The 24,270-nt window shown below is 61.6% G+C and carries 18 protein-coding genes; 13 read left to right on the top strand and 5 right to left on the bottom strand.

What is annotated here, in order from left to right; all coding sequences use genetic code 11:
• Positions 1-14 precede the first annotated feature (14 nt).
• From NG895_RS07995 to NG895_RS08005, 3 genes are all read left to right on the top strand, one after another.
• Entirely contained in the window at positions 15-1,067 is a 1,053-nt protein-coding gene (locus NG895_RS07995) for a ThiF family adenylyltransferase (RefSeq protein ID WP_252851949.1), read from the top strand.
• Between the two features lie 141 nt (positions 1,068-1,208).
• Positions 1,209-1,865 (top strand): hypothetical protein, encoded by a 657-nt coding sequence (locus NG895_RS08000; RefSeq protein ID WP_252851950.1) that lies wholly within the window; start codon positions 1,209-1,211, stop codon positions 1,863-1,865.
• A 225-nt stretch (positions 1,866-2,090) separates the two neighbouring features.
• The gene (locus NG895_RS08005) at positions 2,091-3,017 is read left to right on the top strand and encodes a serine/threonine protein kinase (RefSeq protein ID WP_252851951.1); all 927 of its coding nucleotides are present in this window, start codon (positions 2,091-2,093) and stop codon (positions 3,015-3,017) included.
• Between the two features lie 100 nt (positions 3,018-3,117).
• Here NG895_RS08005 and NG895_RS08010 read toward each other — a convergent pair whose 3' ends face one another.
• On the bottom strand, positions 3,118-4,749 hold the full coding sequence (locus tag NG895_RS08010; RefSeq protein ID WP_425267213.1) for a sigma-70 family RNA polymerase sigma factor: 1,632 nt from the start codon (positions 4,747-4,749) through the stop codon (positions 3,118-3,120).
• 187 nt (positions 4,750-4,936) lie between these two features.
• On the opposite strand from NG895_RS08010, the gene NG895_RS08015 reads away from it, so the two are divergent.
• From NG895_RS08015 to tnpA, 4 genes are all read left to right on the top strand, one after another.
• The gene (locus NG895_RS08015; protein WP_252851953.1) at positions 4,937-5,890 is read left to right on the top strand and encodes an acyclic terpene utilization AtuA family protein; all 954 of its coding nucleotides are present in this window, start codon (positions 4,937-4,939) and stop codon (positions 5,888-5,890) included.
• Positions 5,891-5,950: 60 nt separating this feature from the next.
• Positions 5,951-6,751, top strand: coding sequence for an enoyl-CoA hydratase/isomerase family protein (locus tag NG895_RS08020; protein WP_252851954.1), 801 nt, complete (start codon positions 5,951-5,953; stop codon positions 6,749-6,751).
• Positions 6,752-6,811: 60 nt separating this feature from the next.
• Positions 6,812-7,567, top strand: coding sequence for a DUF1559 family PulG-like putative transporter (locus NG895_RS08025; protein WP_252851955.1), 756 nt, complete (start codon positions 6,812-6,814; stop codon positions 7,565-7,567).
• Positions 7,568-7,791: 224 nt separating this feature from the next.
• On the top strand, positions 7,792-8,247 hold the full coding sequence (gene tnpA, locus NG895_RS08030) for an IS200/IS605 family transposase (protein WP_341871435.1): 456 nt from the start codon (positions 7,792-7,794) through the stop codon (positions 8,245-8,247).
• Between the two features lie 223 nt (positions 8,248-8,470).
• Here the strand turns inward: tnpA and NG895_RS08035 are convergent, their stop codons facing one another.
• Positions 8,471-9,637, bottom strand: a complete 1,167-nt coding sequence (locus NG895_RS08035) for a metallophosphoesterase (RefSeq protein WP_252851957.1) — start codon at positions 9,635-9,637, stop codon at positions 8,471-8,473.
• A gap of 63 nt (positions 9,638-9,700) precedes the next feature.
• The gene (locus NG895_RS08040; RefSeq protein ID WP_252851958.1) at positions 9,701-11,458 is read right to left on the bottom strand and encodes a hybrid sensor histidine kinase/response regulator; all 1,758 of its coding nucleotides are present in this window, start codon (positions 11,456-11,458) and stop codon (positions 9,701-9,703) included.
• A gap of 372 nt (positions 11,459-11,830) precedes the next feature.
• Between NG895_RS08040 and typA the strand changes: the two genes are divergently transcribed.
• From typA to NG895_RS08055, 3 genes are all read left to right on the top strand, one after another.
• On the top strand, positions 11,831-13,702 hold the full coding sequence (gene typA, locus NG895_RS08045) for a translational GTPase TypA (RefSeq protein WP_252851959.1): 1,872 nt from the start codon (positions 11,831-11,833) through the stop codon (positions 13,700-13,702).
• A gap of 268 nt (positions 13,703-13,970) precedes the next feature.
• Positions 13,971-14,804, top strand: a complete 834-nt coding sequence (locus NG895_RS08050) for a hypothetical protein (protein WP_252851960.1) — start codon at positions 13,971-13,973, stop codon at positions 14,802-14,804.
• Between the two features lie 261 nt (positions 14,805-15,065).
• Complete coding sequence (locus NG895_RS08055; RefSeq protein ID WP_252851961.1) at positions 15,066-16,715, top strand: nucleoporin; 1,650 nt, start codon at positions 15,066-15,068, stop codon at positions 16,713-16,715.
• 92 nt (positions 16,716-16,807) lie between these two features.
• Here the strand turns inward: NG895_RS08055 and NG895_RS08060 are convergent, their stop codons facing one another.
• Positions 16,808-17,683: an outer membrane beta-barrel protein gene (locus NG895_RS08060; protein WP_252851962.1), complete on the bottom strand. Its 876-nt coding sequence runs from the start codon at positions 17,681-17,683 to the stop codon at positions 16,808-16,810.
• A gap of 179 nt (positions 17,684-17,862) precedes the next feature.
• The gene (locus tag NG895_RS08065) at positions 17,863-18,948 is read right to left on the bottom strand and encodes a DUF1573 domain-containing protein (protein WP_252851963.1); all 1,086 of its coding nucleotides are present in this window, start codon (positions 18,946-18,948) and stop codon (positions 17,863-17,865) included.
• 305 nt (positions 18,949-19,253) lie between these two features.
• Between NG895_RS08065 and NG895_RS08070 the strand changes: the two genes are divergently transcribed.
• Genes NG895_RS08070 through purQ form a run of 3 tightly spaced genes read left to right on the top strand, consistent with a single transcriptional unit; the run spans position 19,254 to position 23,999 of the window.
• The gene (locus tag NG895_RS08070) at positions 19,254-20,243 is read left to right on the top strand and encodes a prephenate dehydrogenase (protein ID WP_252851964.1); all 990 of its coding nucleotides are present in this window, start codon (positions 19,254-19,256) and stop codon (positions 20,241-20,243) included.
• Positions 20,227-23,145, top strand: a complete 2,919-nt coding sequence (gene purL, locus NG895_RS08075) for a phosphoribosylformylglycinamidine synthase subunit PurL (protein WP_252851965.1) — start codon at positions 20,227-20,229, stop codon at positions 23,143-23,145. Before NG895_RS08070 ends, purL begins: the two co-directional genes overlap by 17 nt.
• Positions 23,146-23,204: 59 nt before the next feature.
• Positions 23,205-23,999 carry a phosphoribosylformylglycinamidine synthase I gene (gene purQ, locus NG895_RS08080; protein WP_252851966.1) on the top strand — a complete coding sequence of 265 codons (795 nt, stop codon included), beginning with the start codon at positions 23,205-23,207 and terminating at the stop codon, positions 23,997-23,999.
• The last annotated feature ends 271 nt before the right edge of the window (positions 24,000-24,270 follow it).

Raw genomic sequence — 24,270 nt, forward strand, 5'->3', positions numbered from 1 at the left:
ACGATTCGGTCCCCATGTCTCACCACGACTCTAACGCCGGCCCGCTCGACCGCTATTCGCGGCAGGTGCGATTTGCGCCGCTCGGCGAACAGGGACAGCAGCGCTTGCTGGAGAGCACGGCGCTGGTGGTGGGCTGCGGGGCACTGGGCTCGGCCATCGCCAACACGCTGGTACGCTCGGGCGTAGGGCATGTGCGGATTGTCGATCGCGACTTCCTCGAACTCTCCAATCTGCAGCGGCAAGTGCTTTACGACGAAGCGGACGTGGCCGCCGGCCTGCCGAAGGCCATTGCCGCGGCGCGGAAGCTCGAGGCCATCAACTCCCAGGTCCAAGTCGAACCGATCGTGGGCGACGTGACCCACAAGAACATCGCCGACCTCGCCGAAGGATGCACCGCCATTGTCGATGGCACCGATAACTTCGAAGTGCGGTTCCTGCTGAACGACTATTCGCTGGCCAACGGCGTACCCTGGGTGTATGGCGGCGTGATCGGCAGCGAGGGACAGTGCATGACCATCGTGCCGGGCGAGACGGCCTGCCTGGCCTGCCTGTTGGCCGAACCGCCTCCGCCGGGTGTGACGCCCACCTGCGATACGGCGGGTGTGATAGGGCCGGCCGTGAACATGGTGGCCGCCGTGCAAGCGGCCGAAGCAATGAAACTGCTGAGTGGCAATACCACGGCCATCAGCCGCCGCCTCACCATTGTCGATCTGTGGCGCAACTCGCTGCGGCAGGTCGATCTCACCAAGCTCCAGGAGTCGGGCACCTGCCGGGCCTGCGGCCAGCGTGACTTCCCTTGGCTCGAAGGTCGCCGCGGCAGCAAGTCGGCCGTGCTATGTGGCCGCAACGCCGTGCAACTTCGCCCCGACGCCGAGCAGCAGCTCGACCTCCAAGCGATCGCCAAGTCGCTGGAAAGCGTGGCCGACGTCATGGTGAACGAGTTCCTGCTTCGCGCCGAAACCGAAAAATTTACCCTCACGCTTTTTCCCGATGGCCGGGCGATCATTGCAGGCACGGACGATATAGCGGCGGCTCGAAGCGTTTTTGCGCAGCTGGTGGGCGTCTAGCGCGCACCGCCCCAAGTTGCTCGGGTGGGAGTGTAGTCTTACAATCAGGTTGCTATAGGTTGTGCCCCGCTCCTCCCTTCTCCATCGCTGATGGCCATGTCTATCGCAAGGCAAGCTCTCCGACCCCAACTCGGGCTGCGTATGTCACTACTGCTAGTGGCCGGCTTTTGTGTAGTAGCAGCATGGCAGGCGGCGAGCTGGAAACTGGCCCGCCTCGAAGCCGAGAAAAATCAATTACAATTGCGCTACCTAAAATCAGGAATCGGAGGCGCTGTGCTTGATCCTGCGACTGGGAAAATTCACGGCGCGCATATGATGGGAACACAAGCAACGGCTTTTTATGGCCAGTACCGCAACCACCCTATTGTCTCGGCCACGGTATGCCTTCCAGTTTCTGAAGACATGGAGATCTTACCTCGCTTCGAAGGCTTGGAGGTACTGCAACTCGAAGCAGACGGCGACCATCCTCCGTTAGCGGAAACGGACTTGGAGCATCTCTCGAACTGCAAGAGCCTACGATCGCTTTTCATTCGTACGCCGCTCACAGAAGATGCCCTATCGGGACTGATGAATTCCAGTAGCCTGACATCCCTGGAGCTGTGCGATATGGAAATCTCCAGGCACATGTTGCTCGAACTCGAAAAGCTCCCAAGTCTGCAGAGTTTGACCATTAAGGCCAACCTTCCCGACGGCGCCGTGGAGCGACTCACCGCAGCTCTACCCAACTGCCAGATCATGATAGAGGGCCCTGAATCGGATCTAGTCGTTGGCGGCCCCGCCGATCCAGGTGGCTTTTAATCGCCGCCGGTACGCACGACCGACGCGAGACACCAAGCGTTGCTTCACACTCGCGGCCCGCAAACTTCCGCTCCTTTACCCACCTTGTGCTAGCAGCCGTTCGAATCTCCGCAAGTGTTAAGGTCTGCCGCCTGGGCAACCGATTCAGTCCTAAGACCCAAACTTCGATTGGCGGCGCGAATCCCGGCTTATCCTCAGCGCCGCTGCAGCTTCGACGGACTCGCTATGCCCACAATGGTATCGGATTCCACTCGCCTGGTTAAAGTCGTTGGCGAACAGCCGCCGCTCCGCCGTAAGTTGGTGGGGCGCGCGGGACCATGGCAATTGGTGCGCCAGGTGGCCGAGACCAACCTGGCTCGCCTGTACACCGCTCGGCCGGCCGACGCCAGCGAGTCGCAACCAGTCGCCTACATGGTGAAGATGCTTCGCAAGGAGTGGTGGCGCGACACCGCGGCTATCGAGATGTTCCGCCGCGAAGTCATGGTCGGCAGCAAGGTTTCGCACCCGCACGTGGTGCCAATCCTGTCGGCCAATGTGCGGCAACCACCGTTCTATGCAACGATGCCGCTATTGGAAGGCACGACGCTTCGCCAGCGACTCGACACCGGCTGGAAACCCACGCTCAGCGAAGTATTGTGGGTGGTGCGGCAGATGGCCGAGGGGCTGGCCGGATTGAACGATTCGGTTCGCATGGTCCACGGCGACATCAAGCCCGAGAACGTGATGCTCTCGAGCACCGGGCACGTCACGCTGATCGACCTGGGCTTCGCCCGCGGCGAAGGGGACGATCATGGCAACCTGGCCAAGGGCGTGATGGGCAGCTTCACCTACATCGCCCCCGAGGTGGTCACCAGCGCCTACTCGGCCAGCATCGCCAGCGACCAGTACAGCCTGGGCGTCGTGATGTACGAGTTGCTCTCGGGCCGACCACCTTTCACCAGCCAGGACCCGGCCGAGTTGATCGCCTTGCACCGTGGCGGCAAAGCCCCCTGCATTCGCAGCGTGTGCCCCGAGTTGCCCAAGCCGGTCGCGTCGATCGTCCACACGCTGCTGGGCAAAGACCCGCTGCGACGCGGGATGAGCTATCGCGAACTGATCGAGCGTCTGGTGCGACTCGAAATCGATACCTTCGTAATCCCCAAGAGTGCTTAGGGTTTGCTTGTAGCTGGATTCGCAAGAGTTCAGAGCGTTACCAGGTGACTCCGAAGTCTTGCGACTCCGGCTACGAAGTGCATTAGAGGGAGAGTTGGAATCAATCCACTACCGGTTCTTCCACACCATCCAGGAAGCCGTGCAGGCTGCGAGCGCGGAACGGTTGCTGGAGCTTCCGGACCGCCTTCGACTCGATCTGGCGGACGCGTTCGCGGGTGACGCTGAAGATCTTGCCAACCTCTTCCAGCGTGTAGCTGTAGCCATCGGCCAGGCCGTATCGCAGGCGGATGATCTCCCGTTCGCGGTACGAGAGTTCGCTCATCACGTCCTGCAGGCGATTCTTCAGGGCTTCGATGTGCGTGTCGTACAACGGGTCGTCGTCGCGACCTTCTTCCAGGAACTCGCCAAAGTAGTTGTCCTCGTGATCGCCCACCGGTTGGTCCAGCGACAGCGGCTGGCGGGTCATCTTTAGGATGCAGCGGGCATCGTCGAGCGGCATGTTCAGTTTCTCGGCCACCTCCTCCGGATTGGGCTCGCGGCCGTGCACCTGGAAGAAGTCCATCGCCACCGCACGAATTTTGCTCATCGTATCGATCATGTGCACCGGCAGACGAATGGTGCGGCTTTGGTCGGCGATGGCCCGGGTGATGGCTTGGCGAATCCACCACGTGGCGTAGGTCGAGAACTTGTAACCCCGGGCGTGTTCGAACTTGTCCACGGCACGCATCAAACCGGTGTTGCCTTCCTGAATCAGGTCGAGGAAGCTCAATCCGCGGTTGCGGTACCGCTTGGCGATCGAGACCACCAGTCGCAGGTTGGCAGCACTCAGACGCCGCTTGGCAGCATCGTAGACAGCGCGGCGTTCGACAGTGCGGGCTACCAGGTGGGCTAGCGTGGCGGGGCTTTCGTGCGTGATTCGCATCAGGTACCGCAGTTCGTGCTCCAACTCGATTCGGTAGGCATCGCCGTGAATGGTATCGGGCTCGGCCAGTTGCTGCTTGATGGTCGCCATGCGATGTCCGATCTGGTGCAGTTCGTCCATGATCGGTAGCAGCTTCTGCAGGCGGAGGTTCATCTCCTCCACCAGACGAATCACCTTATTGCGGCGGATAATCAGCTCTCGCCACGCCTCGCGACGTTCACGCAGGGGAACCGTGCGATTGATTGCCAGGGCGTAGTCGTGGCTGTTCATGGCCAACAGGGCACGGATCGTGTCGAGGTTCGGACCAATCCGCTTGAGAATTCGCTTCTTCTCCGCAGTGTTGGTCACCGAGATCTCGATGGTGCGATCGAGCCGTAGCTCGCCCCGCTGGACCTTCTCGAGCATGTCCGCCGCGGCTTGCAACACGTAGTCGTTGCACAACATGGTGCGACGGAACTTCAACCGGGCCGACTCGATCCGCTTAGCGGCGGCAATCTCCTGCTGGCGGTTGAGCATCGGAATCTCGCCCATCTGCATCAGGTACATCCGTACCGGATCGTCGATGTGCGATTCTCCTTCGTGATCGATTTCTTCAGCGTGAAACGCATCATCTTCGTGGTCGAGTTCATCGTCGACCTCGGAGCTTTGAATGTTCGAGGGGCGTCCAGCCTTACTCTTAGACTTGGCGGAGGTGGGGTGCGAGTGTCCGTTGCGGGGCTTGGCGGGCTTGGCGGCAGTGCGTGAGCGTGGCACGGCAGAATCCTTTGGCTCGGGGCGACGAGTAGCGAGAAAAGCTCTGACGCCTCTCATTGCACTCGCCGCGCCACGAACCACGCGGCTGGCCGACCCCTTGACCTCAAGTGCTTGCAGCAGCGAGACTTACGTCGAGAGGTATCGCCGCAACACCCGTTTCCGTCGGGCCACCGCCGTGGTGGTTTCACAACGGCACCGCCGGTGGACGTTGCCAATTCGCAACAACCCAGCCTGCTATTTCCCTATGCATTTAGCCTGTCTGCCACATGGATCGAGCAGCCAGACGCTCCGCCGCGTCCTGGCCGGGGTGCCCGATGCAGGAGTGCTGGTGCTGCCCGCCTCGCCCGCGCATCGTGACGGCGGCCAGTGGCTACTCGAAATGATGAAAGAGATCCGCCGCGAGCTGTTTCTGCAGCCCGAACTGCAGGTGCTGGCTTCCGTCGATCCGGCCGCGGTGGAACGCGTCACGCTGGAACTCGCGCGCGCGCTGTGCGAGTCGCACTGCGATGCCACCAGTGTGGCGCGGGTTCGCTCGGTCGCCAATTCGACCACCATCGTCGAATGGCTGGCCGCAGGCGAAACGCTCGCGGACCGCACCACGGGCGAGGAACTGAACGACGACGCCGTGCTGCAGGCGGCCTACGTCGAACTGGGAGCAGCGCCGGTGGTGGAAGCCAGCGAATCGTCGGCCAGCATCGTGGTATCCGCGCAGCTTTCGCCCGGTTCGCTGGTGTTGGCGGCCGCGTACGAGGGGTTGCCGCTCGACGCGCATGACTGGGACGGTCTGGCCACGGCAGTCACCCTGGGTAGGATGATCGAACAGCCGCGTCACGCCGCGCCACTGTGGCTGGAGGTCGACGATGGAGGCCATGCAATGCTGGTGGCACTGCCGACACTAGCCCCCGAAGCGCTCGACAAGCTCCTTGAACTGGAACGAAATGATCTCGCCACAGGTGCGGCGAATGCCGATGTAATCGTCGACCTCAGCAACGCCTGCTGGCAATCCTTAGAACTGGGCCACTTCGAACTGGTCGGGGTGAAGGGTAGTCCGCCAAGTGGTCGCTACGCCACGGAGCTGGTGTATTCGTTGGGCGATGACGAACACCAGCACCTCTGGCCGACGAGCGTTGCCAAAACGCTGGTAGACTGGGATTCGTCGGTTCACCCAGCGAGCGGGTGGTTGAAACGGAAACGATAGCCGAGAATATTCAGGGCAATCTACCGACCATTTATTTGGTTCATCACGAAGGTAATCCCCATGTCCAGCAGCACCGTTGAAGTGAAGATCACTCCGCCGGTGGGCACGATTGTGCTTTCCCGTCCCGAGGCCGCGAACGCCATCAACCGCGCCATGGTCGACGACCTGCGACAGGCGCTGGGTGACTTGTATCTCGAAAAGCAGGTTCGAGCGGTGATTCTCACGGGGGTGGGCGACGTGTTTTCGGCCGGGGTGGACATGGCGGAACTTGCCGCCGACCAGGCCCAGGCCGCCGACGATCCCGCCTGGCGTCACCAGCAGTGGGGCGAACAGGCCGACGACCTGGGCGACCTTATCGGAGAAATGCTGGCCTTTCCCAAGCCGATGATCGCGGCCGTGAACGGACCAGTCAGCGGCTTGGGCGTGGCTCTGCTGATGGCCAGCGACCTGATCCTGGCGTGCGACGCCGCCGAGTTGAGCGTGCCCGACGCGCGATACGGATTGGTGGCCGGCGTGGTAGCCCCGCTGTTGGCCTACCGCGCGGGAGCGGCCGCTGCGGCTCGCCTGGCCGTGGTGGGGCAAACGTTCGACGCGGCCGAAGCCCATCGCCTGGGCATCTATCACGAGCTGGTGAAGCATGACCTGCTGTGGGCCCGCGGCATGGAAGTGGGCCAGCAGTGCGCGGGCGCCGCGCCGCAGGCGGTGAACCTGACCAAACGCCTGCTCATGGAAACGGTGGGAGAGAAACTGCTGACCGACCTGGCCAGCGGAGCGATCGCCACGGCCACCGCCCGCACGACCGAGGCGGCGAGCGAAGGCTTGAAGGCTCACGCGGAAGGGCGGGAGCCGCAGTGGGAATAAACCGTCTGAGCGGGAGCGAAGTCGAGATGGCTGGCATCTCATCGGGGAAGGAGGAGGATCATGACGGGACGCCACGCCAATCCGGACGAGCATCCGCAGGCTGGTCGCCATGGCTTGAGCACACCAGGGGTACGCGTGCTGCTGGCAGTAACAGCCGTGATCGTTTTGGTTTTCTTGCTGGTCCCTGCAGCACCGGGCCCGCGAGTCCATCCAGAGTCTTGGGGTTGCCAGAATAATTTACGGCAACTGGCGGTTGCCTTGATCAACTACGAGTCCACTCGCGGAGAGTTCCCACCTGCTTATACGGTGGACGATGCGGGCAATCGACTGCACAGCTGGCGGAGCTTGCTCTTGCCTTATTTGGACCGTCCGGATCTGTGCGAGCGAATCGACTTCAAGAAGCCGTGGGATGATCCCGTGAATGCAGAGGTCCTTGCGGCGATGCCGGAAGTCTATCGGTGCCCCGGCTTGCCGGGCAGCGTCGACGCATCGATGACGACGTACTGCGTTGTCGTTGGACCCGAGTTCGTCTTTAAGGGTGCGGATGGCACTCGCGTCGACGACCTGCTCGATGGTGCCAATGAGACGTTGCTGGTCGTGGAAGTCTCTTCCGACCATGCTGTGCAGTGGATGTCGCCGGAAGATATCGACGAACAGACCATACTACAATTACTGCAGAACAAGAAAGTGACACATCCAGGAAGGTTGATTGCGGCCTACGCCGACGGGCGGATAGAATCGCTGCCTTTGGAACTGCAGGCCGACGAACTGCACGACTTGCTCACGATCGCGGGTGAAAAACAGGACACAGAGTGAAACCCCGTTGGGGTTTTGTGGTGTTGTGGCAACGGTTTCCCAGGGTGCGCTACGCGACCCTTCGCTTTGCTGTGATATGCCTTCGGCATATGTTGCTCGACGCGCACCCTGGCGTGCAAAAACACCCTACGCCGCAGGCGTTATACAACAGAGCGAAGGGTCGCGCAGCGCACCCTGGTATAATAGGATCCTTGTATCTCCTCACACTCCGACGGATTTTCACCGTGCCGCAATCTTTGGCCCAACTCTACATTCACCTAGTGTTTACTACAAACCAGCGAACCCCCTTTCTGGCAGATGCGGCGTTTCGTAATCACACCCATCGCTATCTGGCTGGAGTCTGCAAGAATCAAGGCTCTCCCGCAATCAGCATCGGCGGCACCGAGGATCACGTTCATACACTACTGCGACTGGGCAAGACAAGTAGTATTTCCGAATTGGTTCGCGAACTAAAACGAGACTCCTCGAAATGGATCAAAGAGGAAAATCCACAGCTGGAACATTTTCACTGGCAGCAAGGCTACGGAGCATTCTCGATCAGTCCTTCGCATGTAAACGCAATTAAGTCGTACATATCAACACAAGAGGAACATCACCGAAAAGAGTCTTTTCAGGACGAATTCCGACGCCTCTGCACGAAATACGGCGTCGAACTGGATGAGCGTTATGCTTGGGATTGATGTGAAACCCCATTGGGGTTTAATCGTTTGGTGGTAACCCTTCGCCAGGGTGCGCTGCGCGACCCTTCGCTTTGCTGTGGTATGCCTTCGGCATACATTACACAGCACGTGCCACATAGTCTGCGCTGACCCTACGCCGTAGGCGTTGTACAGCAGAGTGGAGGGTCGCAGAGCGCACCCTGGTACGGCGATTCTATACTTCTAGGCGGGCTTCGCCGCTGACTTAGCCCCGCCGGAGCGTGATCAGGTTTAATTCCGGTGGGCAGCCCCAGCGGATGGGCGACAGGCTGCTGGTACCAGGGCTAACGTGCATGACGGTGCCGCGGTCGGAGAATACGCCTTGGGTGTAACGGGTGCCATAAATGCTAGGGGTTAAGAGCGCCCCGAGGATCGGGAAGCGAACCTGGCCGCCATGGTTGTGTCCGGCCAGGGCTACATGGAATCCGTGTTGCTGTGTCCACGCAAAGTGATCGGGCGTGTGCAGCAGCGCCAGGCGGAGTTCGTCTTCGGAGCCCTCTCGCGGCCCAAGCTGCGATACATCGGGCACCGGCAGGAACCAAGGCGCTTCGTTGCCCGCGGCGACGAGCCGCCCGCCTGATAGCGGCAGTTCCACCACTCGGCCACCGACGTTCACAAAGCCGCACTGCTCGAGCCGCCGGCGAGTTTCTTCGAAGTCGCTCTTGGTATCGTGGTTGCCTACCACAAACAGGCGATGCTCGGTGGCCTCGAGTCGTGACAGGGAGTGGTCGATCCAGTCGAGGCAAGCGTCCTGCTCCACGATGTCGCCAGTCAGGGCCACCAGGTCAGGCTGCCATGCATTGGTGAGATCGACCATCTGATCGTAGTAGTCGCGAATGATGCGTCCCGACATGTGCAGGTCGGTAAGGTGAGCGATCTTCAGGCCCTCGAACCGTGGCGGTAGATCGGGCACCAGCAGGTCGAGTTCCACGCGGATCGGCGAGACGACCTGATTGCCGGGCAGACCACCCAGTAGTCGCGGGATGCCTGCCGCCAGCAGGTCGGTGGGCTCGCCCGCCACCAATTCGATGGGCGTCCGTCTCCGGCTAGCCACGCCGCCACGCCGCTCGCGGTGAAAGTAGCGAAAGGCGTTGTGCACAAAAGCAACGGCCGCCAGCGTGAGCGAAGCCCATCCCCAGAAGTCGGCCACCGAATGTGGCAACCGCGGCGCCAGGCTGGGATAATGCGGCCCGGCGGCGAACTGCGCAATCGGCCACAAACCGAAGCCGGCCAGCAACACGCACCCCAGCATCAAGACGTCGACAAACTTGCGATTCCAACCGTAAGCATGCGTGCGATTGACGATGGCCACCCAGAACACTGTGTGCCCCACGGCTGCGACGAGGAACAACAAGAGGCGGGCAAAAACCATGGAGACGAACGGCTGAGGTAGAACCGAAGACCGGGCGGATGGCCCAGGCCGAGAGAAGACCAGTTAGACAATCGGAACTACCGTTTGCTCCACGGCCTCGAGCAACTGATCGAGGCGGAACGGCTTGTACAGCACGTGCTTGAGCCCAGCCTGGCGGGCTTTGACGATGGAGTGCCCGGGGTCGTAGCCAAAACCAGTCATCAGAATCAGCGGCACCCGCTCGCTCATTTCGGCCAATTTCAACATCAGTTGGTGCCCCGACATATCGGGCAGGCGGATGTCGGAAATAATGGCGTCGTACTGCTGCGCCGTTCCGAGGTTACGCACCATGAACACCGCCTCGTTGCCGTCGTGGGCTGTCTCGACCACGCAGTGATAGCGATCCAACAGGGCATGGGCAGCACTGCGGACGCTCTCATCCTCGTCCACCACCAACACGCGTTTGCCAACCAATCCCGGACGCTGCTCGATGCGGGCCGCCGCCGGACGGGCCTCGATGGGGGCCATCGTCTGCCCCACCTTTTGGATCACCTGCTTGATGTCGCGGGCGTTCATCAGGATGCGTTGCAGGCGTTCGACCACGGCCGGTTCGTGGCCGATGTAGCGTTCCATCACATTGACCGCGTCGTTCAGGATATCGTCGACGGGGCGGGCGACAGCGCTATGGATGGCCTCGACGCTGGCGGCGGCGGTGTTGAGTTTCTCGGCGGCCAACAACTCAAGCGTGTTGAGCGCTACGGCCAGATCACGGCAGAACACCTCAACGAACTGCAAGTCGCTGGTGGTAAACGCCTTGACGTCGGGGCTCTCGACATTGAACGTGCCGATCACGTCGTCGTGCAGCATCAGTGGCACGGTCATCGAACTGCGGGCGTCCTGGCTCCCCTCGAGGTACAGACTGTCCTTGCTGGTGTCCTCGCACAGGTAGCTCTTCCCCGTAGCAGCCACCCAACCGGTAACACCGTTGCCTTCGGTCTGCGCCCACAGCGTGCGGGCTTCGGCCTCGGGCTTCATGCCGACGGCCAACAATGGCTTCAGCGCGCCGGTGGCCTGATCGAGCATGCGAATTTCGACCACATCGTACTGCAACACGTCTTCGGTGCAGTGCAGCACATTGTCCTTCAGCAGATCGATGCGGGCCATGAAGTCCATATCGGCCACATCGTCGGTGGTCAGGTCAGCCAACTCGATGCCGGCCTGATGAATGTTGGCGATCTTTTGCTGTTCGTGGTACTCGTCGGTGACGTCCCGCAGGGTGACGATCAGATGCTTCTGTGGGTCGGTGGTGTCGAACACCGGTGCGGCATGCACCCGGAAACAACGGTTGTCGCCACATCGCAGCGTGCTGGCGCTGGGGCGATCGGTAGTGAGGGCACGATTGAAGGGACAGAAGTCCGCGCCCAGGATCTCGGGGTCCCCCAGCACGCTGTACAGATTTTTGCCCACCAGGTCCTGCTCGCCCACCCATTCGCACAAGCGGCCATTGCTCCAGACGATCACATTCTCGCTGTTCAGCAGCACAACGCCATCGGGCATGCTTTGCAGAACGTGCTGATTCCGCATCACCCGCCCGGCATCGAACGCGGCGGAGAAATGCTCGGCATCGGCATAGACGCCGATGAATTCGCCACGGGCCAGTTCGGCCATTGCTCGAACAGGGGAGCCCACGCGGACTACGTCCACTTGATCGCCGAAGCGCTCCTGGATCGCGACAACCTGATCGTGGCTGCCTCCCAAGCAAAGTACCTGGGGTCGGGCCTCGGCGACGGTCGACTGTGGGTCTGTGGCAGGTTCGTTGGTGTCGTGCGCGTTATCGGGCACAATCGCTTCCCGCAGGGGGTGGGGTCGGATCGGGGAAACGGCGCAGGACGACATCGGGGGGTCGTCGTAGTCCTGCGTCAGTCGTTCGCCTGTGTTGCCCCCTCACGCCGTGAATTATACGTACTGGTTGCCTAACCAACAACCTTTGACAGCACGAGCGGGCGTTTCTTGATATCGGCAGGCTGTCGTCGGCCTCGCCCCCGCCCAGCCCTATTTCACCCGAATTTCTCCCCGTCTGTGCAGGCGCATCCCGACTGGGCTATACAACCCGTTCGGCTGGGGAGTACAACATCCGATTCGCCCCAGCCCTCAGGCGATAGCCATCTGGCCGAATCGCGACCCGCTCCGCCCCGCCTTCCCATTCTTCCTGCCATGACGCCCAATACGGCCCACCTGCGCAACGTTGCCATCATAGCCCACGTCGACCACGGCAAGACCAGCCTGGTAGACAAACTCATGTACCAATCGGGCTTGTACCGTTCCGAGGAGCTCGACCGCCGCGCCGGCGGACAGCACGGCCTGGTGATGGACACCGGCGATCTCGAGCGAGAACGGGGCATTACCATCCTCAGCAAGAACTGCGCCGTTACCTACCAGGCGTCCGACGGCGACACTTATCGCATCAACCTGATCGATACCCCCGGCCACGCCGACTTTGGTGGCGAGGTGGAACGCGTGCTGACCATGGCCGATGGGGCCCTACTGGTGGTCGACGCTTTCGAAGGCCCCATGCCGCAAACCCGATTTGTGCTGCAAAAGGCGCTGGCCTGCGGTTTGCGCCCGTTGGTGGTGGTGAACAAGGTCGATCGCCCCGACTCGCGACCCGACGAGGTGGTTTCCGAAGTATTCGACCTGTTGGCGGATCTTGGTGCAGACGACGAGGCGCTCGACTTCCAGACCGTCTATGCATCGGCCAAAGAGGGCTGGGCGGCCACTTCGCTGGACGACGACCGGCAGGACATGCGGGCCCTGTTCGAAGCGATCGTCGAGTGGGTTCCGCCGCCCCGGTATGCCGACGTCGAAGCCCCCACCCAGCTATTGGTAACCAGTATCGACTATTCCGACTACGTGGGTCGTATCGCGATTGGCCGCGTGTTCGGCGGAGCACTCGAAGCCCGACAGCGAGTCGCCGTGATCGACCGCCACGGCGAGAACACGCAGCAGCAGATTCTGCAACTGCTGTCGTTCCAGGGGCTGGATCGAACGGAAACGAAGCGCGTGGAGGCGGGCGACCTGTGTGCCGTGGTGGGACTCGATCCCATTAACATTGGCGACACCATCGCCGATGCCGCTCAGCCCGAAGCCCTGCCCGCGGTTACGGTAGACGAACCCACGCTGCACATGACGTTTCGGGTAAACGATGGCCCGTTTAGCGGTCGTGACGGAAAGTACCTGACCAGCCGCCAGATTGGCGACCGGCTGGAGCGCGAACTGCGCTCGAACGTCGCCCTGCGGGTGGAGCCGGGCGAGACCATGGAGCAATACCGGGTGAGTGGCCGCGGCCTGATGCACTTGGGCATCCTGATCGAGAACATGCGCCGCGAAGGGTTCGAGTTGTGTGTCGGCAAACCCCACGTCGTGCTGCGGAATGTGGATGGACACAAGGAGGAACCGATCGAGCTGCTGGTAATCGACGTCCCCGACGAGCACCAAAGCTCGGTGATGTCCCTGCTGGGCGACCGCCGGGCGGAACTGATCAAAATGGGCTACAAAACGGGCACCAGTGGCTTCGTGCACATGGAATTCTCCATTCCGGCGCGGGCCATGATCGGCCTTCGTAGCCGCCTGCTCACGGCCACCGCGGGAAATGCAGTGATCCACCACACCCTGCTGGGATACGAAACGATGCGCGGCGCCGTGCCGCACCGTCAGTCGGGTGTGTTGATCGCCAACGAACCAGGTCAGGTAACCGCTTACGCCTTGGATGGCCTGTACGATCGCGGTTCCTTCTTCGTCAAACCGGGCGACGACGTCTACGAAGGCCAGGTTGTTGGCGAAAACTGCAAGGCAGGCGACCTGGTCGTGAACGTGGTCCGTGGCAAGAAACTCACTAACATCCGCGCCGCCGGCAAGGACGATAACAGCCAAATCCGCCCGGTGCGCGAGATGTCGCTGGAAGCCTGCCTGGAATACATCGACGACGACGAGCTGGTGGAAGTTACCCCAAGCACGATACGCCTCCGCAAGATTCTGTTGAAGGAAACGGATCGCCGCCGCGAATCGCGGCGGGCAGCCAGCGTGTAGGCCCCCCGTCCGTCATCCCGCCGAGATGCGTCTCTGATCTGGCCGCCGGTAAGCCGGCCCATTCGTTACGACCCGCGTGTTCGCGCGCCGGGTTGCAGGCGAGACGTTGCATTCTGCCCAATTTGGCTTAGGCAGTTCCCAATGAGCTAGGGTTGAAGTGGAACTTTGTACCGCGTACGCGCTATGCGCGTGGTTCGCAGTGCTCCTGGTGGAGTACAAGCAGCGAGCCCAACCGTTGAGACTCTACGTTACCCGGGGACACAAAACCATGTTTGGCATCCGTTATTTGGCGATCAGTCGGAACCACCACGGCCGTCGAGGAGCCAGCCTGCTGGAAATTGCTGCCTGCATTGCAGCAGTTGCCGTCGGTGTCTGGTTGGGTGCTCGCTACCTGGATCTCAATCTGCACGCCGCGGCATACACCGCATTGACTGAAGCGGAAGTCATGGACCAGCTTCCCGAGGACTGGCGACTCGACCCTCCCGAGGGCATGGAACTTCCCACGGCGGAGGAAGAAGCGGAGGCCTTGAACGCCGAGTTGGAAGCACTGCGTCTGGATGTGACCAGCCTCACCAAAGCAGAAGCCGACATCGCGGCTGCCGCTGCCGAGGACGAGGCGACCGTCGACCTGCCGCCGGAGGTGCTGAAGCGTCGACAGCACACGCTGGCCTTTTGGTCGCAACTGGCAAGTATCCGCGAAGAAGTTGTTAGGTTGCAGGCGACGGCTGACAGAGCTTTGAACCAAGACAACATGTTCCGCGTGCTGGAGATCCGCCGCCGCGCCTACCAGTATGGCGCCAAGGCCGTGAAGGCCGCCATGAACGACAATGTCGATCCGCAGGCACTGCAGTTTGCCCACCAATTGGAGGGCTGGTACCAGCATGGCGCCGATCTGTACGGCGAGGCCATGACCGTGTGGCAAACGCAGCATGGCCCGTCGGGAGGACTCTCCACCGATCAGCTATTGGAACAGGTACAACAGCAGCACCACAACGAATCGCTGCTGATCCAACAGAAGAGCGATCGGCTCCGCGAAGTGCTCCTACGCCGGTATCAGGTGGCATTTCCCAGCATCGACGGGGCTCCGAATTCTCAGGACTAATCGCATCCGAATATCCGATTGCGCCTGCCATTTTGGCCCGATGCTAGCCGATCGGGGCCATTTTGGTTCGGTTGATGCGGGTATTAGCGACTCTCTGGCGGGTAGGAGATTTAGTTGGATTTGCGGAAGCGGCCCTTCCCGAAGGTTGATTGCATCGCCATCTGGCCCTAGGTAACATGGACCAAAGTACAGGGAACGTACGCAATGCCCCAGGACGGTAGGGCGAATCCGACCATCCAGCTAGATTAGAGAGTACCTTTCATGCGTTTGCGTTTCCTGCGTCACATGTTGCGAGTCGCTCTGGTTCTGTTCCTATGCGTGACTCTCTCGGTGAGTCCCGCTGCAGCCAGCCAATGGTTTGCCTCACGGTGGTGCTCTCCTTGCCCGCCGTGCTACGTGCAGCGCTGCAGCCCCGTGTATTACGACTGCGGTCCCTGTGTCACCTACAGCCCGTGCGGCAGTTGTGGTCCCGTGGTGGTCGAGAGTTCGAGCAACTGCGGCTGCGACTCGACCGTGGTTAGCTCTGGCGAAACGATCATTCAATCCGAAGGAGCTGTCACCCAGGGTGAGCCTACGGAAGCCCCCCCGCAGCCCGAAGATGCTCCCAGCACTTGGTCGGCCACTGATCCCGCCACCGACGTCGAGGTAAACAAGCCCGCTGATGAGGCAGAGGCTCCTGCCGAAGACACCATAGCGCCCACCTTGGCCGACGAGGCCCCTGCGCCGGCCGACGATGTTGCTCCCTTACCGGAGCCCGTCGTGGAAGAGCCCGCTGCCGAGGAAGACCTCTTCGGTGCCCAGCCGGCGGCTGAAGAACCTGCCGCTGCCGACGACATGTTCGGCGCTCAACCGGCCGCCGAAGAACCCGCTGCGGAAGAAGACCTGTTCGGTGCCCAGCCGGCGGCTGAAGAACCCGCCGCTGCTGACGACATGTTCGGCGCCCAACCGGCCGCCGAAGAGCCCGCCGCCGAAGAAGACCTGTTCGGTGCCCAACCGGCTGCTGAAGAACCTGCCGCTGACGAAGACATGTTCGGCGCTCAACCGGCCGCCGAAGAGCCCGCCGCGGAAGAAGACCTGTTCGGTGCCCAACCGGCTGCTGAAGAACCTGCCGCTGCTGAAGACATGTTCGGCGCTCAACCGGCCGCCGAAGAGCCCGCCGCCGAAGAAGACCTGTTTGGTGCCCAACCGGCTGCTGAAGAACCTGCCGCTGACGAAGACATGTTCGGCGCTCAACCGGCCGCCGAAGAGCCCGCCGCCGAAGAAGACCTGTTTGGTGCCCAACCGGCTGCTGAAGAACCTACCGCTGACGAAGACATGTTCGGCGCTCAACCGGCCGCCGAAGAGCCTGCCGCTGAAGAAAACCTGTTCGGTGGTGAAAGCTCCGACATGGAAGAGGCAGCCATGGACGACGAAACCAACCTGTTTGGTGCCGAGACCGACATCGACGAAGCCGCCGCGGACGACGACGCAGCCACCATGTTTGGTGAGCAGCCTGCCGCTGTGGAAGATGGTGGCAGCCTGTTCGGAAGCGAGCCCGCCGAGGACGAGTCGGCCGACGACGCAGGTGCCGACCTGTTCGGGGGCGAATCGGAGAGCGAAGAACCTGCCGCTGACGAACCAGCGGGTGACGAGGACGACCCCATGACGGACCTGTTCGGCCCCACCGGAGTGCTCGAGCAGCCTGGTGGCTTCGACAGCCTGGCCCTGCGTCACTGGGTCGACAGCACCGGCACCTACACGGTCGATGCTCGCCTGGTGGCCGTGCTGGATGGCCAAGTTCGGCTGCTGAAGGCCAATGGTCGCACGACCACCGTGCCATTCAGCCGACTGAGCGACGACGACCTGTCCTTCGTCAATGCCCAAGCCGCCGCTCGCAATGCGGAGGATATTGCTCGCACCGCCCAGCGTTAGACTGCTTGGCAAAACTGCAACACGAAACGAGGCGAAGCCGCGAGGACAGACTCGCGGCTTCGCTTTTTTGTCTACCAGGGCTGGTCGCCAAGCTACCACGGACCGTGGCGGTTGGGACTGTTCCAGTTGTTGTCAGGGCGTCCGCCGTAGCGCCACTCCAAGCCGAACGTTAGTGTGAAGTTCTGCATGCCCCGAGCTGAGTTTTGTCCCCAGGCAATGTAGTTCATGGCCTCCGCTCGCAAAGCCACCCAGCGACGCGTTTGGTACTTGATGCCCAGGCCGACGGGCGTGGTGAACAACGTATTATCTTCGCGGACGCCGAAGGGCGTAATGAAATCGATGTCGGTCAGCCCCACTCCAAATCGGTAGTAGGGCCGCACCCGCGAGTCGCCCCAGGGATAATAGAGCAGCGACAGATCGTAAAGCAGCAAGTTGTTGCTGGGCGTCGAGGTGCTGGGAACGGTGCTGTAGAACTCGGGCGTGGTCCACGCCACACGAAACTGGGTCCCCCAGTAATCGTCAAAGTCCCAGCCCAATTGCGCGGCTAGCAGCACGTCGTTGTTGCGTGAATTGTTGGAACTGACACTCTTGGTCATCACAAACCCGCCCGTTTCCAGGCCGAAAGAATACGGCCGATTGAGCCAGCTGGTACCCCGCAGCGGTTGCCCATGGCCGCTGGCGCGGCCGTGCCTGTTGGAGCTTCGAAACCGCAGGGCGTCGAAGAACGCCCGACACCAGCCACGATCGATCAGCACCTCGCCGCCTTCCCAGGCGGGATCGCACTCGGTTTCGTCGCAGGTGGTGCCGCACTCGGGGGCAAAATACTCAGGCGACTGGTCGCCCATGATGTGGGTATCGTCCGACAGGTCGTGCAGGACGTGCTCCTGGGCGCTAGTGTTGGCAGCCAGTCCAGCGCAGCAGTATGTGCACGCGATCAGCCAGGTCGCATTGCGAAACCAGAAATGCATGACGAGGTTCGTTGGGGCGAAGCCCAGGATAAGTACACATGCCGCGCGGCAGTGCCGGCGGAGGAAAAGCCGGCGGAGTATGACGAGCCCACGGATGCGTGTCAATGCAAACCGGGCCAGGTCCTCAACCGCAGTTGGGGGCCTGGCCCGGTGGTTTTTCGAGTTGTTCGCCTGCAGTGCTAGCGACTGCCGTCCGCCAGATTGGTGCTGGACTCGCTCGAGGCAGTCGACGTGCTCTCGGCGGGGGCGTCTTCAACCGGCGCCGGAGCGACGATGTTCGCGTAAGCCGTGCAAGCAGTACTGAACGTTTCGCCACGGTCGGTGTGAATGACAATCTGCTTCTTCAGGCGACCGTCTCTGTCACCCGCTTTGAAGGTCACCGCCACGACGTGCGTCGTGCGAGGCTCCTGATCGTACTCGCATTGGAAGCTGTCGTCACAATCAATCTTGGTGATCTGGAAGGGGGTCTTACCGCGAACAATGAGCTTCTTGGAGACCTCGTCGCCAGCGGTCACATCGCCCAGCACCCAATTTTCGGGCATCACCGAGATCTCCGGCATCACCCGACCTTCGATGTCGATCGGAATACGAGGGTTGTTTCCGTCGTTGGTGACCAGAGTCAGTTGATCCTTCAGGTATCCGGCCGGGGCGGTGTCCTTCAGGCGAACATTCAGGTCGTAGCGGGCCTGTCCGCCCTGGCGATACGACTCCTGCAGTTCCACTTCGTAGTATTCGCTGCTCTCGTTCGAGGCGACCACGTCCTTGATTTCCCAGCCACTATGGCCAGCGTAGCGGACGGACACCTTCTTCTCCTGCACCTCGCCCTGATCCACGGTGCCGAAGTTAATTCCGCCCGGCTCGAATACCACGTCGCCACGGATATTGCCGTGCACGCGCAACTGAACCTGGGCCGGGTACGGCTTGTCGATCGTCACGGTAAGCGTCGCACTGTGATACCCGGTGAAGGTGCGGGTATTGAATTTGGCGACGATGTAGGCCTTTTCGTAGGTCTTGATTTCCCCGTTTTCCACCGATGGCGTGGTGCAACCGCAACTCGAACGAACCCCGGTGATCCGGATATCCTCGACAAACTTGTTGGTTACTTCAAACTTGTAAACGGTGTCCGAGCCACGCGCCACGGTTCCGAAATCGTGGTCCAGGGTCTCAAACATCTTTTTGGGCCACTCTTGAGCATCGGCCACGGCCGATACCAGGCAGGCGCTCAAGACAGTGCCAACAATCGCGAAACTCTTACAGCGGCTCATAATCAACCCGATTTCTGCAAAATGTGTTGAGTGTCGGCAGTCAGCTTCCGAATCCTTGGGCGTTTAATATGGCTGACTGTTCTTACCCCTCAACGGACGATCGCCCACACACGAGCTGGCCACTCCACGGCAAAATCCCTACCTTGGCTATGCCAAACATCGTACCGGCATTATATAGCTCTCGTGCGGATGCGGAGCAGGACTTGCGCCGGTTTTTTTCGATAATTCTTTGCGCATGCGGTGTTTTTTGGAAGAGCAAAATGGTTTGGGCGGACTAGGCACTCAAGTGCGACCCTAACACAAGCATGGCCGTTGCAATCGCCAAATTCGCTCGGCCGCAGGCCCTGCAGAACGCCCCCCCGGGCAACGTACCGTTAGGTCTGGTATCATCGGGGGCCAATCGTAACGATTATCCAACCTTCGCTATCCACGAAGTAAATCGCGTCATGCAGCCGTTCGACCAGGTCTCCATCGTTGGCGTGGGATTGCTCGGCGGTTCCGTCGCGCAAGCCATGCGCGAGCGTTCGCTCGCTAAGCAAGTCGTTGGCATTGGGCGCGATACGACCAAGCTGCAGAACTTGGTCGATAACGGCCTGCTCGATCGGGCCACCATCAATCTGGCGGACGGAGTGACCGAGTCGGACCTGGTGGTGATCTGCACGCCCGTCGATACCGTGGTGCCCAGCGTGCTGGAGACCGTCCGGAACGCCTCGGCAGGGTGCCTGATTACGGACGTTGGCAGCACCAAGGCCGAAATCGTGGACCAAGTGCACCAGGCCCTGGGCGACGAGCCGTGCCAATTTGTTGGCAGCCACCCGCTGGCAGGCCACCATCGCGGTGGGGCCGAATTCGCGCGAGCCGACCTGTTTCAGGGCCGTACCGTGGTGGTCACTCCCGACGAGCGGTCCAGCGCAGAAGCGGTCGAGCGGATTCAGGAATTCTGGCAGGAGCTTGGCAGCCATGTCGTGCTGCTCGCCCCCGACGATCACGATGCCGCATTGGCCGTGACCAGTCATCTGCCCCACGTGGTGGCTTCGGCCCTTGCGGCCGCGACGCCCGATGGGATACTCGATCTGGCGGCAACTGGTTGGCGCGACACCACCCGGGTGGCCGCCAGTAGCCCCGACCTGTGGCGGCAGATATTTCTGGCCAACCGCTCGCAGGTGCTGACCGCCTTGAATCAATTCGACCAACAACTGAATCTGATCCGCGACGCCATCGAGGCGGAAGACGGACCAGAACTTGAACGACTGCTCGCCGAAGGGAAGCGAATCCGAGATGCTGTGGGAAATTGACGTACTACCGCTGAAGGCCAACCTCGACCGCCCTGCCCAACGCCTGGTGCAAGAGGCCATGGAGTACGGCCTGGCCGACCAGTTTGCAGCCGCCAGCGGCCGAGCCTTCCTGCTTTCGGGCGATCACCTGGCCGATGCCGACGCCCTGCGTGTGGCCGACCAACTGCTGACCGATCATGTCGTGGAACAAGCCGTGGTCGCGCCGGTGGGCGACGCCAGGCTGGCCACCGCTCCCGCGTGGCTGGCAGGCGAAGTGCGTGTGGTGCACGTGCTGCCCAAGCCAGGGGTGATGGACCCAGTGGCCCTTAGCGCTCAATCGGCCATCGCCGATCTGGGCATCGAACCGCCCCTGGTTCGCACCTGCCACAAATACTGGCTCGCGGGCCTCGACGACCAGCAGGTCGCCACGCTGAGCAGTCGCCTACTGGCAAACGACGCCATCGAGCAAGTGATCGTCGGACCTCTGTCGCTGGACCACTTGGACGTAGGCCGACCGTACGAGTTCGAATTGCAGACCGTCGCGCTGGACCAACTGGACGACGATGGCCTGATGCAACTCAGCCGCCAGGGCCAGCTCTACCTGCAACTGGCCGAGATGCAGACCATACAAAAGTACTTCCGCGATCTCGGCCGGGCCCCCACCGACATCGAACTCGAGACCCTGGCCCAGACCTGGAGCGAGCACTGCAGCCACAAGACGCTCGCCGGCCGCATAAAGTACACCGGGCCCGATGGCGAGCGGCAGTTCGACAACATGCTGAAGGAGACCATCTTTGCCGCCACCCAGACGCTCCGCAAGCAATGGGGCGACGACGACTGGTGCGTTAGCGTGTTTGCCGACAATGCGGGCGTGGTAACGTTCGATGACGAGAATCACGTGGCCTTCAAGGTCGAAACGCACAATCACCCCTCTGCCCTGGAGCCTTACGGCGGAGCGAACACTGGCCTGGGTGGCGTGATTCGCGACATCCTGGGCACCGGACTCGGAGCCGAGCCGGTCTGCAGTACCGACGTGTTCTGCTTCGCCCCGCCCGACACCCCGGCCGATTCGCTTCCGCCGGGCGTCTTGCACCCGCGACGGGTGATGAAGGGTGTCGTGTCCGGCGTCCGCGATTACGGCAACCGGATGGGCATTCCCACAGTGAACGGTGCCGTGTACTTCGACCGCCGGTACCTGGGCAATCCGCTGGTGTACTGCGGCAACGTTGGCGTCATCCCGCACGACAAGGCGTTTGGGGCCCCGCAGCCAGGCGACTTCATCGTCGCCATTGGCGGTCGCACCGGCCGCGATGGCATTCATGGCGCGACGTTTTCCAGTGCCGAGCTAACCCACGAGAGCGAAGAACTCTCCGGTGGTGCCGTGCAGATCGGTAACGCCATCGAAGAGAAGATGGTGCAGGACGTGCTGCTGGCCGCTCGCGACCGCGGACTCTACACCTCGGTGACCGACTGTGGCGCCGGTGGATTCAGTAGCGCCGTGGGCGAGATGGGCGAGAAGATCGGCGCAGAAGTGTGGCTCGAGCGAGCTCCACTGAAGTACGAAGGCCTGTCGTACACCGAGATTTGGATCTCCGAGGCCCAGGAACGCATGGTGGTCTCGGTGCCTGAAGGCAATTGGTCGGAGCTCGAATCGCTCTGTGCATCCGAGGGGGTGGAAGCCACGGTCATTGGCAAGTTCGAACCCACCGGCCGGCTGGTGCTCAAGTACCATGGCCAAACCGTCTGCGACCTGGCGATGAGCGTACTGCACGATGGCCGTCCGCCCGTGATTCGCGAAGCCAACTACACCCCACCGGCCGCCACCCCATTCGAACTGCCCGAGCGCACGAGCTACAACGACGACCTGCTGAAGGTGCTCGGATCGCTGAACGTGGCCAGCAAAGAGTGGATCATCCGCCAGTACGATCACGAGGTGAAAGCCGGCAGTGTCGTCAAACCGCTGGTCGGCCGCGCGAGCGACGGCCCCAGCGACGCCGCAGTGGTTCGCCCCGTGCTGACCAACCAACGGGCGATCGTCATCTCGTGCGGCATGAATCCTCACTACGGCGACTTCGACACCTATCACATGGCCGCCAGCGCCATCGACGAAGCGATTCGCAACTGCGTGGCCGTGGGAGCCGATCCCCAGCGGATCGCCATCCTCGACAACTTCTGCTGGGGCGACTGCGAAAAGGCCGAGACACTCGGCTCGCTAGTTCGTGCCGCGATGGCCTGCCACGACCTTTCCCTGGAGCTGGGCACCCCGTTCATCAGCGGCAAAGACAGCCTGAACAACGAGTTCAGCTACTTCGACGCCGACGGCCGGAAGCAGACGATCGCCATCCCGCCCTCGCTGTTGATCAGTGCGATGGGACAAATGGACGACTGCAGCCAGGCAGTGACCATGGACCTCAAGGCCACCGGCAACCCGATCTACCTGGTTGGCGTTACCAAAAATGAACTGGGCGGATCGCACTTCACGCTCGTGAATGAACTCACCGGCGGGCAGGTGCCGACGGTCGATGCGGCAGCGGCCCGGGAGACGTTCACATCGATGCACACCGCCATCAAGTCGGGCGCCGTGCTCGCGTGCCACGACCTGTGCGAAGGTGGCCTGGCCGTGGCCGCGGCCGAAATGGCCTTCGCTGGCGGACTCGGCATGCAGCTGTCGCTCGATGCGATCGAGCTGGCCGAAGGCGGTGTGGCCGCCAAGCTGTTCAGTGAATCGAACACCCGCTTCCTGGTGGAAGTTGATGCGTCAAAAGCAGCCGAGTTCGAAAGCGCCATGGCAAACGTACCGTACGTCCAAATTGGCACGACAGTTTCCGACACTCGTCTGTCCATTGCCGCCGACGGAACGAACTTCGTCGATGCCGACATCGATGAACTCAAGTCCGCCTGGAAGTCGCCACTCGCCTGGTAACACGCATCCCAGAAGTCTTGCGAGTTCTGCTACCCCTAAAGCCTAATACCGATCAAGCAATGTCATCCCCCCGCGTCCTTGTACTTCGAGCCCCTGGCACCAACTGCGACAAAGAAACCGCGTTTGCGTTCGAGCAAGCAGGCGGCACGCCGCGCACCGCACACATCCGCGAGCTGCTGGGCAATCCTTCCTTGTTGGCCGAACATCAGGTGCTATGCATTCCTGGCGGCTTCAGCTACGGCGACGACATCGCATCGGGGCGGATTCTCGGCAACCAGCTCCGCGAGCAGTTGACCAACGCGCTGCAAGAGTTCCGCGCGTCGGACAAGCTGGTGCTCGGCATCTGCAACGGCTTTCAGGTGCTGATGAAGACCGGCCTGTTGGATATCGACGATGCCGAAGGTCCTCAAGCCACCCTGGCCTGGAACGACAGCGGCCGCTACGAAGCCCGCTGGGTGAACTTGAATGTCGAGCCCGGCAATTGCGTCTTCCTGCAGGGCATCGAAGACATTGTGCTCCCCGTGGCCCACGCCGAAGGCAAGTTCGTGGTCCGCGACCAGCAGACACTCGATTCGCTGGCTGGGGCCGGTCGACTGGTGCTCCGCTACACCGACTCCGCTGCGGACTCGGAGACGCTTTCGCTCGAACCCCAGGTCGACTATCCCGCCAACCCCAACGGCGCGTCGGCCGACATCGCCGGCATCTGCGACACCACGGGCCGGGTGCTGGGACTGATGCCCCACCCCGAGCGATTCCTGTTCGCCCATCAGCACCCAAACTGGACCAGCAAGGGTTTGAGCGGCGCCGGCGCTGGAGCCAAGCTGTTCGACAACGCCGTGGCTTATTTTAAGTAGCTCCCTGGCTTCAAGTAGGTGTCATGTAGCCGGAGTCGCAAGACTTCGGAAGCACGGACAGAACGCTCCAGAATCTTGCGCAAATCACGGTCTCGGGAGTTTTGCCACAACTCGTTGTTGGCCAATTGCGATTCGTAGGCCCAAAACTCCGGGTACTCAGGGCCCGTTCGAATGCGTAACTCCTTACCCAACAATGAGTTACAGCCTATAGAGGCTAAAAACCCCGGCGAGTTTTGTCCCAACGTTTCCCCCAGCTGCGAGATGACTTCGC

This window comes from Aeoliella straminimaris (genome assembly GCF_024054565.1).
GTDB lineage: Bacteria > Planctomycetota > Planctomycetia > Pirellulales > Lacipirellulaceae > Aeoliella > Aeoliella straminimaris.

Coding starts and splice junctions, on each gene's coding strand:
- NG895_RS07995 (WP_252851949.1), top strand. CDS start 15: ATGTCTCACCACGACTCTAACGCCGGCCCGCTCGACCGCTATTCGCGG.
- NG895_RS08000 (WP_252851950.1), top strand. CDS start 1,209: ATGTCACTACTGCTAGTGGCCGGCTTTTGTGTAGTAGCAGCATGGCAG.
- NG895_RS08005 (WP_252851951.1), top strand. CDS start 2,091: ATGCCCACAATGGTATCGGATTCCACTCGCCTGGTTAAAGTCGTTGGC.
- NG895_RS08010 (WP_425267213.1), bottom strand. CDS start 4,749: ATGAGAGGCGTCAGAGCTTTTCTCGCTACTCGTCGCCCCGAGCCAAAG.
- NG895_RS08015 (WP_252851953.1), top strand. CDS start 4,937: ATGCATTTAGCCTGTCTGCCACATGGATCGAGCAGCCAGACGCTCCGC.
- NG895_RS08020 (WP_252851954.1), top strand. CDS start 5,951: ATGTCCAGCAGCACCGTTGAAGTGAAGATCACTCCGCCGGTGGGCACG.
- NG895_RS08025 (WP_252851955.1), top strand. CDS start 6,812: ATGACGGGACGCCACGCCAATCCGGACGAGCATCCGCAGGCTGGTCGC.
- NG895_RS08035 (WP_252851957.1), bottom strand. CDS start 9,637: ATGGTTTTTGCCCGCCTCTTGTTGTTCCTCGTCGCAGCCGTGGGGCAC.
- typA (WP_252851959.1), top strand. CDS start 11,831: ATGACGCCCAATACGGCCCACCTGCGCAACGTTGCCATCATAGCCCAC.
- NG895_RS08050 (WP_252851960.1), top strand. CDS start 13,971: ATGTTTGGCATCCGTTATTTGGCGATCAGTCGGAACCACCACGGCCGT.
- NG895_RS08055 (WP_252851961.1), top strand. CDS start 15,066: ATGCGTTTGCGTTTCCTGCGTCACATGTTGCGAGTCGCTCTGGTTCTG.
- NG895_RS08060 (WP_252851962.1), bottom strand. CDS start 17,683: ATGCATTTCTGGTTTCGCAATGCGACCTGGCTGATCGCGTGCACATAC.
- NG895_RS08065 (WP_252851963.1), bottom strand. CDS start 18,948: ATGAGCCGCTGTAAGAGTTTCGCGATTGTTGGCACTGTCTTGAGCGCC.
- NG895_RS08070 (WP_252851964.1), top strand. CDS start 19,254: ATGGCCGTTGCAATCGCCAAATTCGCTCGGCCGCAGGCCCTGCAGAAC.
- purL (WP_252851965.1), top strand. CDS start 20,227: ATGCTGTGGGAAATTGACGTACTACCGCTGAAGGCCAACCTCGACCGC.
- purQ (WP_252851966.1), top strand. CDS start 23,205: ATGTCATCCCCCCGCGTCCTTGTACTTCGAGCCCCTGGCACCAACTGC.